The following is a 17,083-nucleotide window of genomic DNA, read 5'->3' on the forward strand; positions in this document are numbered from 1 at the left end:
ATCCTTATCAGGAATTAATTTTTCATACTTACAACCGCGCGAAATACTTTTACTCTTTAATTACTAAAATATTTAGTAATTTTATTGTGTGAAGAAGATTCTCAACTATAATTCTGTAATCGGCAAAGAGCAATCGCTAATTATGTATGTAGACATGAACAGCTATTTTGCCAGCTGCGAACAGCAATTGCAGCCGCATTTACGTAATAAGGCTATTGGTGTTTGTCCTTATGACGGTCCAAATGCTGTGGTAATAGCGGCTTCAAAAGAAGCTAAAAAGTTTGGAATAAAAACAGGAATGAGTGCCAGTGAGTGCAAAATACTTTGCCCCGATTTTCAAATGGTTCCCACGCGCCCTTATCATTATCGCCGCATTCATGTGCAAATAATGACCATCCTTAGAAACTATTGTGGTGAAGATGTTTTCCCAAAAAGTATCGACGAAGCTGTCATTAATCTTACTAATCATAAATATATATATAAAGATGTACTACATCTTGCTAAACAAATTAAGCAGGATATTTATCATGCAGTAGGCGAATACGTAACTTGTTCAATTGGTATTGCAGCCAACGCGTTTTTTGCAAAGCTGGCTACAGAATTACAAAAGCCGGATGGATTAATTTTTATTACGGCTGATAATGTAGATAACTATTTAAGCCAAATGAACCTCACCGATATTCCTGGTATTGCACGTGCCGCAGAAAAAGGCTGAACCGCTCCGGAATATATACGCCTGTTGACTTTAAGAATGCTTCAGAATCTTTGCTACGAAAAGTATTTGGCGGCGTGGTTGGCAATTACTGGTATTACCGGCTTCACTTTAAAGAAGTTGATCTTTACACCTCTGGTTATAAAAGAATGAGCGCCATGCGGAGCCTTTCTGCAAAAACGCGCTCCAGCTACGACACGCTCCACTCTATGCTTATTTCTTTATGTACCAGATTAGAACAACGATTAGTAAAACAAGATGCCTTTTGCAGAGAAATTAGTTTTTATGCATCCTATTACGACGCTCCTGAATGGAAAACAAGCATCAAACTACTGCATCCGGTGCAAGATGGAATAGAAATGTTGAACCACATAAAACATCGGTTTAACGAACATGAGAAATATCACACACTAAAAATTTTGAGAAAAGATATTTCTTCGATGGGCGTTGTTATTGGCGATTTTATATTAGCAAAAGATGTGCAGTATAGCCTTTTTGATAATAAAATACAGATGGACAAGCTACGCAAAGTAATGTATCATATAAAAGATCAGTATGGGAAAAACACAATACGCAAAGCTTCGGAAACCATTGAAGCCGGACAAATGAAAGATGCTATTGGTTTTGGTTCGGTGAAAGATCTTTATCAAAACGAAAAAAATGCCGGTTATAATAAATTTTTGTTAGAAGAAGATAAAGAAATGGGCTCCTAAAATAAGAGCCCATTTTAAAAACGATCTTTTTAAGCTTAATCTCTTCTTCCCAAATAAATCATAATGTATTGAACTAAAGTAACCACCGCTGCCAATGCTGCAACTACATACGTAGTAGCCGCCCATTTTAAAGCGTCTTTTGCTTGCGGATATTCATTACTAGTAGTTACATTGGTATGTTGTAACCATGCTAACGCCCTTTTACTCGCATCAAACTCAACAGGTAAAGTTATAAGGCTGAAGATTACCGTTACAGCCATTAGTATAATCCCAATCAACAACAATGTTGTATTTCCAGATGCCGCCATTACTACACCGATTAACAATACCCAATTTACAATGGTAGAACTAAATTGAACTGCCGGTACTAATTTACTACGCATTTCGAGCGGACCATAAGCCGTTGCATGTTGCACAGCATGGCCGCATTCGTGCGCCGCAACTGCCGCAGCTGAAATGCTTCGTCCTTCATAAACATCAGGGCTAAGGTTTACCGTTTTTTTGGTAGGATCATAATGATCGCTTAAGAAACCAGGTGTGGAAATTACCTGAACATCATAAATGCCATTTTCTCTTAGCATTTTTTCTGCTACTTCCTTGCCACTCATGCCATTTGAAAGAGGTACCTGAGCATATTTTTTAAACTTACTCTTTAATATCATCGACACCAACATGCTAATGCCGACGAAAATGATGGAAACTAAAAAAATTGATGGGGTCATTTTATTAAAAAATTATATTTAGGCTAACCAATACAAATTAAGAACCACATGCAATTTACGTCAAAAAATACGACTTTTTGTCATGTAGAAAAATATTTGCCAATTTTTTAACTGATGAACCAGTAAAAGTAAAATGCTTAAAATCAATTATTTGTGTAAAAAAAATTTAAATATGCTGATCTGATTTATAATTTATTAACCCAGGCTCTGCATAATTTCATTTTTTAATATTAAACTGTATTTGTACCTTAGTTCCAGAATTTAATGGGTTAGTAAGTAAAAGGGCCAAGCGTAAGCGAGGCCTTTTTGCTTTTTTATACAACCCCTATCCCCTGAAGGGGAATATATGTAAAGGCAAAGCTTAATGTTTTAACTTTTGATGTACATCGCAATTCGTACGAGTTGAAATATGTTCTACTGATAAAGTGATTGCGACCCTTCGACAGGCTCAGGATAAACTGCCACGATTCTGATGATTTCTATAGGGACGGTAAACCGAGCGTGGCAACGAAGATGCCATATATTCAAAAGCTGGTATCAAAAAAATTCGTTACTCACTATTCTCCATTCACTATTTTTATGGCATGAGTAAAGTGAAGAAATCTTTTTCTGTCAAAACTGTGGCTATGAAAGTGTAAAATGGTTGGGGCAATGTCCTTCTTGTGCGCAATGGAATAGTTTTGTGGAAGAGGTGATTGAGAAGCCCACCGGAAAACAAAACTGGAACGATTATGCGGAAGGTGGAAAGCGTGCATCGAAAGCAGTAACATTATCGGAGGTTAAAAGCAACGAAGAAAGAAGAATTATTACAACGGATGGAGAACTAAACCGAGTATTAGGCGGCGGAATCGTATCGGGCAGCATTATATTGGTTGCAGGAGAACCGGGAATAGGAAAAAGTACTTTGTTTTTACAAGATGGTTTACAACTTACCAATCATAAAGTGTTATATGTAAGCGGCGAAGAAAGCGAGCAACAAATTAAAATGCGCGCTGATCGTTTACAAGGCGAAGGTTCGTTGCAAAATGATAATTTTTTTCTGCTTACCGAAACATCAACGCAAACTATTTTTCAGGAGATAAAAAAATTGAAGCCGGATGTTGTCATTGTTGATTCTGTACAAACCTTACAATCGAACTTGATTGATGCATCGCAAGGTAGCATATCGCAAATAAAAGAATGTGCCGGCGAGTTTCAGCGTTATGCTAAAGAAACGAATACACCTGTCTTTTTGATTGGTCATATTACAAAAGAAGGGGGCATTGCAGGCCCAAAAATTCTGGAACACATGGTTGACGTGGTGTTGCAATTTGAAGGCGACCGGCATTATGCCTATCGCATTTTGCGTACGCTAAAAAACCGCTTTGGCAGCACCAGCGAGCTGGGCATTTACGAAATGACTGATAAAGGAATGCGTGGAGTGGCCAATCCCAGCGAAATTTTAATTACACAAAAAGAAGAACAGCTAAGCGGCATTGCAATTGCTGCTACATTAGAAGGAATAAGGCCGTTATTGATTGAGGTGCAGTCTTTAGTAACCCAATCGGTTTACGGCACGCCGCAAAGGACGGTTACCGGTTTTGATTTGAGAAGATTGCAATTGTTATTGGCCGTATTGGAAAAGCGCGGTGGTTTTCATTTTGGTGTTAAAGATGTTTTCTTAAATATCGCAGGCGGCATTAAGGTAGAAGACCCGTCCATCGACCTGGCCGTACTTTGCGCATTATTATCATCTTACGAAGATGTGCCGCTGCCTCAAAATATTTGTTTTGCCGGAGAAGTGGGTTTGAGCGGAGAAATTCGTGCAGTAAATAAAATAGATCAACGTATTGCGGAAGCAGAAAAATTAGGATTTGAAAAGATTCTTGTTTCTAAATACAATCAATCGTTGCGCCAAAGCCAACAGAAGTTTAGCATTGAAGTAGTTGCGATGGGAAGGGTTGAAGAAGTGTATCAACATTTATTTTAGCCCCCAACCCCTAAAGGGGAGTTTTTTCTATTGAACATTGATTGTTGAACATGGAGCATTGATTATTTCTTTACGTTGCTTATTTTTAATTTTGATTCATGGCAAATGAACCTTGTCATCAACCATTCACTATGAACCGTTAATCATGAACACCATCACACTTATTAAAGATTCTTTGTTGCATCTTTTTTATCCGCATATATGCGCTGGGTGCGGTACAGATATGCTTTCAAAAAGCAGCTCGTTATGCATACAATGTATTTACGATTTACCGGTTAGTGGTTTTGAAAAGCAAACTAATAATCCGATTGAAAAGCTATTAACAGGGCGGATAAAATTTGACCGCGCCACAGCGCAACTTTATTTTACCAAACAATCTTCGCTGCAACATATCATGCATCAGTTTAAATATAAAGGCAATAAAGATGTGGGACATCAATTAGGTTTGATAATGGGTAATCAGTTTTTGGAAAGCAAGAGGTTTAATCACGTTGATGCATTAATACCGTTGCCGTTACATGAGAGTAAGCAAAGGAAGCGTGGTTACAACCAGGCAGAAATTTTGTGTAACGGAATTGCAGAAATACTACAAATTCCTGTTATTACAGATGCAGTAATAAGAATTACTGCCACCGATACTCAAACAAACAAAACCCGAATAGAACGCTGGCAAAATATGGAAGGCAAATTTGTAATGAGCAATAAAACGTCAATTGAAAATAAACAGGTACTTTTAGTAGACGATGTTATAACTACAGGAGCAACGCTTGAACATGCGCCGTCGTTTTATCTGAAATAAACGGTGTTGGCGTTAATATTGCAACACTTTGTTATGCATCAAAAATTTAAAACAATAAACAGATGAAACGCCCATGATAAATTTTTCCCCCATGGGGAGATGTATATATGGCGTTCCATTCGACCATAAAAAAATCGCAGCGCAGCTGCAAACTAAAAAATATACGAATGAAAACTTTATTACTTACACTTTTATTATCACCCACCTTATTTGTTGCCAGTCCTATTTATAAATTTAAAGCAGATGGATTGAGCGGCGGCACCATCAACTTTGCTGATTTTAAAGGAAAGAAAATATTGATTGTAAACACCGCCAGTAAATGCGGTTACACGCCTCAATATGAAGAACTGGAAGCGCTTTATAAAAAGTATGGCGACAAAATAGTGGTGGTTGGTTTTCCTGCAAATAATTTTAAAGAGCAGGAATCTGGTACTAATGAAGAGATTGCATCTTTTTGTAAAAAGAATTATGGCGTTACGTTCCCGATGTCTAAGAAAATATCGGTGAAAGGAGATGACATTGCTCCCATTTATAAATATCTGGTTGCAGAAGCTAAGAAAAAAGGAATTGAAGACCCGGTAAAATGGAACTTTACCAAGTTTTTGATTGATGAAAAAGGCCAGCTCATTACTGTATTTCCATCAAAAGTAAAACCGATGAGTGATGATATATTGAAGTATCTGAATTAGTTCGTATTAAGACCTTCCAGGTTTTAAAAACCTGGAAGGTCTTGCTAAAGCTAAAGATGCCGCTGAATTCGAAACTGAGCGGCATTTCTTTTTTATTTCACCTGTCATCGAGATAGAAAAAATGAATTCTAAAAAATCAGGTGCGGCTCCCTCTCCTCCGGAGAGGGCTGGGGAGAGGCTTTATACCCCATATGAAGTTGAGGAAGTTTCCCCACCACGTCCCGTCCAGTTGGTATGAAAGTATTTGCCGCGCGGCTGGTCAAGCCTTTCGTAAGTATGTGCACCAAAATAATCGCGCTGTGCTTGTAACAAGTTGGCGGGTAATCTTTCTGTGCGATATCCATCATAATAATTAATCCCAGCGCTCAAGCAAGGAACCGGAATTCCATTCAACATAGCAGTTGCCGTAACTTTTCTAAGCCCATCCTGGCATGCCTGAATTTTTTCAGCAAAATAGGGATCAAGCAGCAAATTGGTCAAATCCGGATTATTATCAAATGCCTCTTTAATATTTCCTAAAAAGCGCGAACGAATGATACAACCGCCTCTCCACATCAACGCTATGTTTCCATAATTCAATTCCCATCCGTATTCTTTAGCAGCAGACCGCATCATTTGATAACCCTGCGCATAAGAAATAACTTTGGCTGCATACAATGCATCGCGAAGCTGATCAATAAATTGTTTTTTATCACCATCAAAAGAAGGCTTCGGCCCGGCGGTCAACACTTTAGATGCCGCTACACGCTCATCTTTCAACGCAGATAAACATCTTGCAAAAACAGATTCAGTAATTAATGTAAGCGGAATGCCCAACTCTAACGCAACCGTTCCAGTCCATTTGCCAGTTCCTTTTTGTCCGGCAGTATCCAAGATTTTATCAATAATTGGAGTGCCGTCTTCTTTATACGCTAAAATATCTCGAGTAATTTCTATAAGGTAACTATCCAATTCACCTTCGTTCCATTCTTTAAATATTTCATGCATTTCATCGGCGTTCATGCCCAGCACATCTTTCATTAACTGATATATTTCGCAAATCAATTGCATATCGCCATACTCAATACCGTTATGCACCATTTTCACGAAATGCCCAGCGCCGCCATCGCCCACCCAATCGCAACAAGGAGCGCCATCATCCACTTTCGCGGCAATGCCTTGAAAAATTGGTTTCACTTCTTCCCAAGCTTCTTTTGAACCACCAGGCATAATAGAAGGTCCTAACAAAGCACCTTCTTCGCCGCCCGAAACTCCGGTTCCAATATAACGCAGGCCTTTGCTTTCAACATAATTAACGCGCCTTTCCGTATCCGGGAAATGAGAATTACCCCCATCAATAATAATATCGCCTTTGTCTAAATGAGGAATTAATAATTCAATAAAATCATCTACTGGCTTGCCCGCTTTTACCATCAACATTACCTTGCGCGGCGATTTTAAAGAACCAATCAACTCTTCGATGGAATGAGCTCCGGTAATATTTTTTCCTTTAGCCCTTCCATTTACAAAGTTGTCCACCTTGTCAACCGTACGGTTATACGCGGTTACCTGAAAGCCTTTGCTTTCCATATTTAGGATAAGGTTTTCACCCATCACCGCAAGTCCGATTACACCTATATCTGATAAAGCTGCCATAATTTGAAATTAAAAGTGAATAATTTTTCGGTTTAAATTAAGAGGCCAAATTTAATCCCCTCAACCTATAAAACCAATTAAATCTGGAGGGTAATTATTCATTCTGATTCAATTTTGTATTTTTAAATATCAGAATGCTAATGATAGAAATGTATCCTCTAAAAAGTATTATTTGAAAAAACTGCTTCTACTCGCCGCTTTGTTATTGCATATCTTTTGTTCGTTTGGACAAAAAGTGATTAAGGGCCAGGTAATTGATAAGCAAACACAAGAAGGAATACGAAATGCAACTGTTTTTATAGATAATACACAATTAGGTACTACGACCAATCGTACCGGAAAATTCTCTCTTCCGGTTTCGCAAAATATTAATTCCGTAATTGTTATTTCATGTGTAGGATATAAAACTATCTCAATTGAAATGCCGCAGTCAGACTCTTCTTTGCTTATTCCTCTTGAAAAAATAATTGAAGAACTTGATGGAGTAACAATTGTTGGGAAAAGAAGTAAGCCTGTTTTGGGAAAAAAGTGGCAAAATATATTTTTAACCTATTTTTTAGGCAACAATCAGCCAGCCGCAGATTGCGACATTACCAACCTCAATAAGATTTCCTTTTTCCTTTCAGATGACGAAAATAGGTTAAGAGCCCATTCAAATGAGATCATCTTGATTGTTAACAAATGGCTTGGGTACAAAATTTATTATGAAATAATAGAATTTGAAATTAATCTCACTGAAAATACTGTGGTGAATTACGGTTATTCAAAGTTTGAGGATATTAGCAACGGAGATGAAAAATTCCTACATCGCCGGGAAAATAAATATTGTGGGTCTCTCTCTCATTTTCTTCGCTCCTTGTATGTTAATAACCACGCTCAGAATGGGTTTGAAATAAAAAGAGCAACTATTGAAATCAATAGCGAAAATGAGCGCGTTCGAACGTTAGCAAAACAAAACGGTTACCAGCTAAACTTTACCTTTGAAACACTTGGTAACAAGCGAACACCTCTTGATTCCTCAAAATATTATTATAAAGTTTACATTGCGAATAAAAAATATTCGGTAGTTACCCAACATGCTTTACTTGCGCCAGATAATCTATTTATAACCGACCTTGAGATTTTTAAGGAACTTTATTTTAAAGATTATCTTTTAGTGAACTATAAACACGGTAACTATGAGCAATCAATAAACAATAGCATGGCTTCGCTTGCCTTTGACAATAAATATCAAAGTGCTATGCTGAAATTAAAAGATGACAATAGTGTTTTACTTTATCCAAATGGACGCTTTGATCCGCCAAAATCGCTTATAATAGCTGGCGCATGGGCCAATTCGAATGCCATTGCTAATATGCTTCCGCTTGATTTTACTTGCGCCTGTAGGGGCGAATAGCTATTGGCCTGGGCCAATTACTTTTTCAAAATGGACCAGTTTGTTTTCGTCGGTTATTCCTTCAAATATTATTTTAAATTTCCGGGTTTGGTCATTATTATAAAAATGTATAGGAATGATGGGAACGCGTTTAGAAGTTGCAGCCTTAGGATTCCAATACAAAGTCACCCTTCTGCTATAATTTTCTACCTTAATATCGTAAGGTTTTTTGGATTATCAAAAGCCTGTACAGCACTAAATCCGTCAAAATATTCAATGTCATAATTTGCATCGGAAGCAATATAATCCGCTCCCTTTCTTGTATAAAATAACACGGCTGGCATTACCTCTTGACCCGACCTTTCATAATCGGGTATGATTTTGACCATTGCAATATCATTTGTCTGTATGCGATCTAACTTATATTCATCAGTAGGCACTTCATCCAAAAATAATATAGCGTTCATCAATTTTCCTGAAATATTACGAGCCCGCATTTTACGACTACCATCAGAAAGATATTCCACTCTGACGTTTCTATAACTTGGCGATAAATGATCGACAATAATCTTAGTGTTATTTACCTGATCTCTCACATCATATATTTCACCCCATCTTCGAAACTGACCCATCGTATAGCGTTCATCGAGCGCACGCTCTTGGTTTCTAAGGCTGGTCTGCACAATAACGTTTTCCAGGTATCCCTTTTGAGCCAATAGGCTGTCATAGGCATTTGTCAATCCGCTCACCTCGCCCTTCAAAGATCTTTTAACTTCGTTTGTTTTAATGGACTCAACTGGTTGTTTAGCCACATCAAGAATTACGTTGATAGAATAAGACTTGTTGACCGGGCTAAATATAAGTTTATTGCGTCCGTACAAATTAGGATTTTCAATTTTGAACCGACCAATGCTATCAGTTTTAAAGCTATATATCTGCGAGGTTGAATCTTCGGATAGTGTAACTAATTGCACTCCTTCATTTATGAGTGCCTTATTTCGCTTTCCTTTATGAAATATCTGGCCTTCAATATTTCCAATATTCATCCCATTCAGATCTGCTGAGAAGTAGAAAATTTTGTCCTCCCATTTTTTAGCAACCCATTTGGCAGCGATTATTTCCTGATCTATTATTTTATCTGTTGAATCCGTGGGGTTTTCAAAAAACGAAGGTGGAAAATTCAATTTTCTATTCAGATACGAGTTTATTAGCATATCCGAATAAATGTTTTGATTAAACGGAGTTTCATTTTCAAAACCGGCATCTGTAACGGAAACTGCATACGATCCCTTAAATGCCTCTTCAAAATTTAAGGCAAACAGGTTTTCAGCATAACTATTTGTATTAACGATAGACGTGGCAAAGCTAGTTTTTACCAGATAATCCTGCTTGTCTATAAAACAAAGTCTTTCTGCCACCAATTGGGTGTCCTTGTCAAATAAAGCTAACCTCAACACGCCGGAACAAAAACTATCAACAGATATTTCTCCTGCTATCTGCAAACTTCCTTTTGGTATTGATCGAATATCACCAGGATCGTTATTGCCCTGATGGGCAACCAAAAATGAAGGAGTGTTTTTTATATTTTCAGACCATGAAATGTCATATTTTACGAAATCAATATCCTTGTTCACCTTAAGTAATACCTCGTCAGTTTTTGCAGCAGGAAGCAAGTGTTTTTACCGTTGATCATGGCGTAATAACCATTGTCATCTTCAGGAGTTATAGAAACCTCCCCTATTCCATTATAACCCAAGGAAAAGCTGCAAACAGTTTTACCGGCTTTATCAAATATCTGTCCCGAATAATTATTCGTGTCCGAAAAATCATCCTCCATTTTAATCACAACTCTATTAACCTTTCCTGCAATCAAATGGCTTCCCTCCGGAAAAAACCCTATCCTATCGGGATCTTTACAATCTAAAGGAACTTCACCTGTTCCATATATTTTTATTTGCTTCGCGATGTTAGGACTATTAATTACACCAGATGAGCTGATAAGTAAATTGTATAGGCCCTTTGCCTGAAGTTGGGGCAGGGGAAGCATTATTACCGAACTATTATTGGCCACTTTAAAGTAATATGGCCCGGCAATTAAATTAGATGCACAATCTGTGAGATAGGCGGCTATAGCTACTGGTTCATTTTTATCTACGAAGAATACTTTTGCCCAAACAGTGTCGCCCGAAAGGTAAGATTCCCTGTCTGTAAGCAGGTAACCGTTTGTTTTATTATTAATCTGAGCAGATAATAAGTGAGCCGTCAACAAAAAACTGAATACAATTGAAACTTGCATCACTTTATTTAAAAACGATGTGCCCATCTCTAATCTTTAACCACAAAAGATAATAAACTTTATTCATTCCACCTTCTTCAACAACACAACATACGTCGGAAAGTGGTCGCTGTAACCGCCACGATACACATCGCCATTGTAAGAGCGCATTGGATAACCTTTATATCTTCCGTTATTTTCTATCATGTAATCGGCTTTAAAAATATGATGGCGATAATAGAAAAAACCAGTTTGTTTTTTATCTAAAAAAGAAGATGAAATAATGATTTGATCAAACAAGCTCCACGCATCTTGGTATGCCAGTGTTCCAAACCCGTTTTTATACATTTCAAACCAGGGGTTGTACAAGTCATCAGGACTTATTGATCTGCTATTTCCAGTTGCTTTCAACCCTTTTGTAATACTATTATTTATAGGGTCATCGTTCAAGTCACCCATTACAATCATCTTTGCAGACGGATCGATTATTAATAATGAATCCATAAATGTTCTTATCGTTGTAGCAGCCGCTATACGCGCAGGCTCTGAACGTTTTTCGCCTCCGGCACGGCTGGGCCAGTGGTTTACAAATACATTTATTCTTTCTCCATCGAGCAATCCTTTTACCCATAATATGTCTCGCGTATAAACAGTTTCTTTTGCACCTGCCGGGATCCTTACAAAAATCGGTCTGCTTCTCTCTACCTTAAAATATTTAGGATTATAAACAAGCGCCACATCCACGCCTCTAAAATCTTTTGAATTATAATGCACGTATTTATAATTACGATCAGCAATTAAAGGATGTCGTAACAAAGTATCCAGCACATACCTGTTTTCTATTTCGGCAATCCCCAACATCGCAGGTCCGTCGGGGCTTACGTTGATTCCTATTTCAGATATTACTTTTGCAAGCTTAGCCAGCTTGTCGTTAAAAACTGCACTGGTATACGCTTTTGACCCACTCGGTGTAAAGTTTACATCATCGTTACTTCCATGAAAAATGGTGTCGTATAAATTTTCCAGATTATAAAATCCTATTACTGCGCTTTTATAAAATGTTTGAGCTTTGGCAAATACGGCAATACAAAACAGCAGCAACATCGCCATTAGTGTTTTCATGTGCATAGGTTATGATAGTAAAAGTAAATTATTAGCTGGTATCAAAAATTTGTTTTCGATTGATAATTTTTTTATATTTATATCACTAACCTGTTGTATGAGAAAGACAGCTAACCTATTGTCCCTTTTACTGGGATTTTATGCGTATGCCAATGCACAGAAGCTAACGCCAATGCCAGACACCATTCCTGAACGGGACACTATTGTTGAAAAAATAAGGACTGAAGTAAGAAGCAATCTACCAACTATTGTGATAAACGACGATGAGCTTGAAGACGGTGGCTCTAACATAGTATCTTCTATTTTGACTGCCAGCCGCGATCCTTTTCTTTCCGCTGCTGCATTCAGTTTCAGTGCGCTTCGCTTCAGGCTTAGAGGCTACGAAACAGGAGGCAATGCCGTTTATATAAATGGTATTGATTTTAACGGATTAGACAATGGTTTTACACCTTTTGGTCTTTGGGGTGGGTTGAACAACTCCATGCGCTCGCAACAAAATAGCTACGGTTTACAAGCCAACGACTTTAGCTTTGGAACCATTGCGTTAAACACAAATGTAGATATACGCGCCGGAGCACAACGTGCGCAAACTCAATTCAGCTATGCTCTTTCTAATAGAAATTATCGACATCGCATTACATTAAACCATGGATCAGGATTTAATAAAAAAGGATGGGCATATAGCTTTGCGCTTACCGGACGATATGCTAAGGAAGGTTTTGTACCAGGTACTTATTATGAAGGAGCAAGTTATTATGCAGCGGTTGATAAAAAAATAAAAGACAAAAATATTTTATCGTTCATCACTTTTGGCGCGCCAACAGAAACGGGCAGGCAAGGCGCTTCCGTGCAGGAAACGAGAGATATTGTTGGCAATAATTATTACAATTCATCGTGGGGTTATCAAAATGGGAAAAAGAGAAATGCCAATGTATTGCAAACCTTCCAGCCCGTATTTATGGCGGCTTATGATTATAAGCCAAATGATAAAACCAGCCTTGTAACAACAGTCGCTTATGTATTTGGTAAAAGAAAAACGTCAACACTTGATTGGTATAATGCACCTGACCCAAGACCGGATTATTACCGTTATCTGCCAAGTTATTATGCTAATGATAATCCTGAAATTTATCAATCTCTTCAAAATTTTTATCAATCGAATCCTAATGCATTACAAGTGCAATGGGATAAACTGTATGGGGCCAACATCGGCAATATGCAAACTATTAACAATGCGGATGACATAATGAATAATGATGTTTCGGGCAAACGCTCGGTGTACATTTTATCGAACCGTGTTAATGACACAAAAAGATTTTTAGCAAACTCCGTTTATAATGCTAAACTAAATAAAGCCATTACACTAACCATTGGCGCCAATTATCAGCAACAAATCAATCATTATTATCAGGAAGTAAAAGATTTGCTGGGCGGTGATTTTTGGGTAAATATTAATCAGTTTGCAGAGCGTGATTTCCCGAATGATATTGACGCTGTTCAACACGATTTAAACCAACCTAATCGCATTATTACAAAAGGTGAACAATATGGTTATAATTATAAAATAACTACCAGCCAGGTTGCAGCATGGGCACAGCTTTTGTTTAATTTAAAACGGTTTGATTTATTTGTTGCGGGCGAAATGTCTAACACGAGTTTTTTCAGAACAGGGTTGAACCGCAATGGACTATTTAAAGATTTAGCTTATGGAAAATCTGTTACACAAAGTTTTAATAACCATTCGGCAAAAACTGGTATTACGTATAAATTGAATGGGCGGAATTATTTTTTTGTGAATGGAACTTATCGCACTATGCCACCATTTTTTGAGAATGCTTATATATCGCAACGCACGCGCAACACGGTTCAGGATGGATTAAAAAACGAAACTATTATTTCTGGCGAAGCTGGATATAAATTCATTGCGCCGCGTGCAAAACTGAGCATTACCGGCTATTACACCAAAACAACAGATGCTGTTGATGTGCTTACTTTTTATCATGACCAATTTCAAAATTTTGTGAATTATGCATTGAGTGATATTGATAAAGTTTTCTTTGGCGTAGAATTAGGAACTGAAGTAAAACTCACGTCTACATTGAGTTTCAACGGAGCGGCATCCGTTGGACGATTTTATTATGACAGCAGGCAACGAGCTATTGTTACGGTTGATAATAGCGCAGAGACTTGCAAGGCAAACCATTTATTTAAAAAATTATCGCATTCCGTCAACGCCGCAAAATGCTTACAGCGCAGGCCTGTTCTATCGTTCACCTAAATATTGGTACATCAGTTTTGCCGGAAATTATTTTAGCAATATGTGGCTTAGTCCTAATCCGTTAAGAAGAACGGCAGATGCGATTGCAGATGCCGATCCGGAAAATCCGTCTTCTGCCGAAATTAAAAGCGCCATTCTTGCACAAGAAAAGTTTAAAGAGCAGTTTACACTTGATTTTTTTGGCGGTTGGAGCAAACTGTTGCCGCGCAAGCATTATATCAATAGCAGACGTACTTATATCTTATTCAATCTTGGTGTGAATAATATTTTAAATAGCACGAATATTCGTTCCGGCGGCTTTGAACAACTACGTTTTGATTTTGAAGGGAAGAATGTAAACAAGTTTCCGCCGAAGTATTATTATGCTTTTGGGTTGAATTTCTTCGGAAGTATTGGGCTGAGGTTTTGAGCTAATGAGCCAATTAGCCAATATGATAATGTGATAATGAAATGACTAAGCATTCCGGGTTAACGGAATATGAGCAGTGATTGTTGGCTATTGAAAATCGATTATTGAATATTAATGAGCAATGGACACAACTCCGAAGAAGTTCAATTGCAATAACCGGATGCGCAGCTTCCGGAGCAAAGAATATGTAGGTTGATTTATAATCGGGACGATAAAACGAGCGTGGCAATACCGCTGCCACATATTTACTGGTGGTTAAATAAAAATATACTAATGAAAAATTTTGGTTTCTTTTTAATAGCAATGGTTGCAATTGCCGCGTCTTGCAACAGGCAGTTTGATGCGCCACCAGAAAATGTCGATCCAGAAATTGATGTAACGATGTCGATTATGGATTTGAAAGCGCGATATAAGGCCACTGGCAATTTTAAGAGAATTGAGGACGAACAAATCATATCAGGTATTGTAATTGCTGATGATCGCTCTGGGAATTTTTATAAACAGATTATTATTCAGGATGAAACAGGCGGTATTCCGGTGTTGCTGGATGGCAATAATGTTTATACGCAATATCCCGTAGGGCGCAGGGTTTTTATCAAGCTAAAAGGAATGATGCTCGGCGATTATGGTGGAACGATTCAGGTTGGGCTTGACTCTTCACGCTCCAGCGACGGACGATTTTTAAATTTAGATGGTATTCCGCAGGTAATGTTTGACGAGTATATTATAAAAGGTTCTTTTAATAATACGGTTACGCCTAAATTGATATCGCCCGATGATTTTATCAACAACATGAAAGACCCGCTATTAAGCACTTTGGTACAAATAAATAATGCGGAATTTAGAGATGCAGACATTGACAAAACCTATGCTGATGCATCTAAAAATGTAAGCGCTGTAAATCTCACTATTAAAACCTGCAATAAAGAAAGTGTTGTATTGCGAAATAGCAGTTACGCAAAGTTTGCTGCGTTAAATGTTCCTGACGGAAATGGAGTATTGACGGCCATTCCAAGTATTTTTAATGAGACGATGCAGCTTTTTATCCGCGATACAGCAGACGTGCAGTTTAATAATACTCGTTGCAGCGGACAAGTTCCAATACCAACTTTAAAAACTATTGCTGAATTAAAAATCTACGCCACCGGCGATTCATCCATTCCGGCAGGCGTATTTATTAAAGGTGTTGTAGTTAGCGATGTTAAAAATGAATCGACAGGAAATTATCGCTTGCAAGATGCAACAGCGGGTATTCAGTTAAGATTTAAAACAGCCTCCAATCCGGATGCAGTTGTTGGCGATTCATTAACGGTTACTGTGGGCGGATTAAGTCTGAGCCAGTTTAACGGTGGGTTGCAGATAAACAATGTTGAAACGGTTACAAAGTCAGGTACAGGAGTTATTACGCCGCGCACAGCAACAGTTGCTGCGATCATTGAAAATAACCGCACATGGGAATCGACAGTTGTGATGATTAATAATGTTACAATTACCAAAGAATATGAAACAAATAGTGGCGCTAGTTATATTATTAGAGATGCGACGGGACAACTTAGCAGTTTTATAAGAAATACTTCAGGCATTACAATGCCGACCAACGCTACAAGCATTGCGGGTTATGTATCATTATATCAATCTTCCAACTCCGGATCTCAACTTGAAACACAAATAACATTGAGAAGCCAGGATGATATTATTGGCGGTTCAGGAGGTGCTTTTTCTGCAACTTACGACTTTGCTGATGTAAAGAATTCAACCGGAACTACCGACCCTACTGCGCCTCCAACAACAGAAGGTTTGACTTTTAGCAATTTTACAGCAGTGGGCGTAAGTGCCAACTCATCAGCATCTGCCAGATTTTCGTTTAGTTCGTGGCCAACCGGAGCTGAAAACAGTAGCAATGATTTTACTGGCGCAATCAATCTTTCCAAATATTATGAAGTAACGATTACGCCCGCATCAGGAAAGCAGATGGATTTAACAAAAATAACATTCACGCTTCAGCGTTCAAGTACAGGAGTAAGACAGGCCAGCTTGCGTTCAAGCATTGACGCTTATTCGTCCAACCTTCCTGCATCTATTGATCCAGAAAATGAAAACCTGTCTGTAGTTAATGCTAATATTTTTCAGGTTACGGATGAGGTTACCAACGCGCAAAACGGCTGTGCCATTATGTTAGGAGCGGCTTATGTAAATATTAGCGGCTCGGTTACTTTTAGATTTTATGGCTTTAATGCCGAAAGCACCGGCGGTTCATTTAGTATTGATAATGTAAAGTTTGAAGGCGTGGTAAAATAGGGAGAAGGTTGGCAGTTCACAGATGACAGTTGACAGCGTGTCTAAAATACATTGACAGGTTTAAATGATTCTAAGCACTTTTATCAT

General features: G+C 38.1%; 14 protein-coding genes. 9 read left to right on the forward strand and 5 right to left on the reverse strand.

All coding sequences use genetic code 11. The features are described from left to right. Positions 1-88 precede the first annotated feature (88 nt). Together MKP09_RS20465 and MKP09_RS20470 are read left to right on the forward strand one after the other, a co-directional pair. A complete protein-coding gene (locus tag MKP09_RS20465; protein ID WP_240832132.1) occupies positions 89-715 on the forward strand; it encodes a DNA polymerase Y family protein in 627 nt (208 codons plus the stop codon). A 50-nt stretch (positions 716-765) separates the two neighbouring features. Further along, positions 766-1,425 carry a DinB/UmuC family translesion DNA polymerase gene (locus MKP09_RS20470; RefSeq protein WP_240832133.1) on the forward strand — a complete coding sequence of 220 codons (660 nt, stop codon included), beginning with the start codon at positions 766-768 and terminating at the stop codon, positions 1,423-1,425. 35 nt (positions 1,426-1,460) lie between these two features. Here MKP09_RS20470 and MKP09_RS20475 read toward each other — a convergent pair whose 3' ends face one another. Next, complete coding sequence (locus tag MKP09_RS20475) at positions 1,461-2,147, reverse strand: zinc metallopeptidase (protein WP_240832134.1); 687 nt, start codon at positions 2,145-2,147, stop codon at positions 1,461-1,463. Between the two features lie 643 nt (positions 2,148-2,790). Here MKP09_RS20475 and radA point away from each other — a divergent pair. The 3 genes from radA to MKP09_RS20490 all read left to right on the forward strand — a co-directional run bounded on the left by radA (position 2,791) and on the right by MKP09_RS20490 (position 5,604). After that, positions 2,791-4,116: a DNA repair protein RadA gene (gene radA, locus MKP09_RS20480; RefSeq protein WP_240832135.1), complete on the forward strand. Its 1,326-nt coding sequence runs from the start codon at positions 2,791-2,793 to the stop codon at positions 4,114-4,116. A gap of 145 nt (positions 4,117-4,261) precedes the next feature. Further along, the gene (locus tag MKP09_RS20485) at positions 4,262-4,915 is read left to right on the forward strand and encodes a ComF family protein (protein ID WP_240832136.1); all 654 of its coding nucleotides are present in this window, start codon (positions 4,262-4,264) and stop codon (positions 4,913-4,915) included. A 167-nt stretch (positions 4,916-5,082) separates the two neighbouring features. Further along, complete coding sequence (locus tag MKP09_RS20490; RefSeq protein WP_240832137.1) at positions 5,083-5,604, forward strand: glutathione peroxidase; 522 nt, start codon at positions 5,083-5,085, stop codon at positions 5,602-5,604. A gap of 180 nt (positions 5,605-5,784) precedes the next feature. Here the strand turns inward: MKP09_RS20490 and gnd are convergent, their stop codons facing one another. Further along, a complete protein-coding gene (gene gnd / locus MKP09_RS20495; protein WP_240832138.1) occupies positions 5,785-7,239 on the reverse strand; it encodes a decarboxylating NADP(+)-dependent phosphogluconate dehydrogenase in 1,455 nt (484 codons plus the stop codon). Positions 7,240-7,411: 172 nt separating this feature from the next. Here gnd and MKP09_RS20500 point away from each other — a divergent pair, with 172 nt between their 5' ends. Next, on the forward strand, positions 7,412-8,635 hold the full coding sequence (locus MKP09_RS20500; protein ID WP_240832139.1) for a carboxypeptidase-like regulatory domain-containing protein: 1,224 nt from the start codon (positions 7,412-7,414) through the stop codon (positions 8,633-8,635). A gap of 185 nt (positions 8,636-8,820) precedes the next feature. On the opposite strand, the gene MKP09_RS20505 is transcribed toward MKP09_RS20500, so the two are convergent. The 3 genes from MKP09_RS20505 to MKP09_RS20515 are packed head-to-tail and all read right to left on the reverse strand — an operon-like array spanning position 8,821 to position 12,011. After that, positions 8,821-10,287, reverse strand: coding sequence for a hypothetical protein (locus MKP09_RS20505; RefSeq protein ID WP_240832140.1), 1,467 nt, complete (start codon positions 10,285-10,287; stop codon positions 8,821-8,823). Beyond that, entirely contained in the window at positions 10,245-10,913 is a 669-nt protein-coding gene (locus tag MKP09_RS20510; RefSeq protein ID WP_240832141.1) for a hypothetical protein, read from the reverse strand. The genes MKP09_RS20505 and MKP09_RS20510 overlap by 43 nt, the downstream gene beginning before the upstream one ends. A gap of 60 nt (positions 10,914-10,973) precedes the next feature. Further along, positions 10,974-12,011 carry an endonuclease/exonuclease/phosphatase family protein gene (locus MKP09_RS20515; RefSeq protein WP_240832142.1) on the reverse strand — a complete coding sequence of 346 codons (1,038 nt, stop codon included), beginning with the start codon at positions 12,009-12,011 and terminating at the stop codon, positions 10,974-10,976. 97 nt (positions 12,012-12,108) lie between these two features. On the opposite strand from MKP09_RS20515, the gene MKP09_RS20520 reads away from it, so the two are divergent. From MKP09_RS20520 to MKP09_RS20530, 3 genes are all read left to right on the forward strand, one after another. After that, positions 12,109-14,289 carry a TonB-dependent receptor gene (locus MKP09_RS20520; protein WP_240832143.1) on the forward strand — a complete coding sequence of 727 codons (2,181 nt, stop codon included), beginning with the start codon at positions 12,109-12,111 and terminating at the stop codon, positions 14,287-14,289. 40 nt (positions 14,290-14,329) lie between these two features. After that, on the forward strand, positions 14,330-14,698 hold the full coding sequence (locus MKP09_RS20525) for a PX domain-containing protein (protein ID WP_240832144.1): 369 nt from the start codon (positions 14,330-14,332) through the stop codon (positions 14,696-14,698). 273 nt (positions 14,699-14,971) lie between these two features. Beyond that, positions 14,972-16,996: a DUF5689 domain-containing protein gene (locus MKP09_RS20530; protein WP_240832145.1), complete on the forward strand. Its 2,025-nt coding sequence runs from the start codon at positions 14,972-14,974 to the stop codon at positions 16,994-16,996. The last annotated feature ends 87 nt before the right edge of the window (positions 16,997-17,083 follow it).

This window comes from Paraniabella ginsengisoli, assembly GCF_022513635.1.
GTDB classification, from domain to species: domain Bacteria; phylum Bacteroidota; class Bacteroidia; order Chitinophagales; family Chitinophagaceae; genus Niabella; species Niabella ginsengisoli.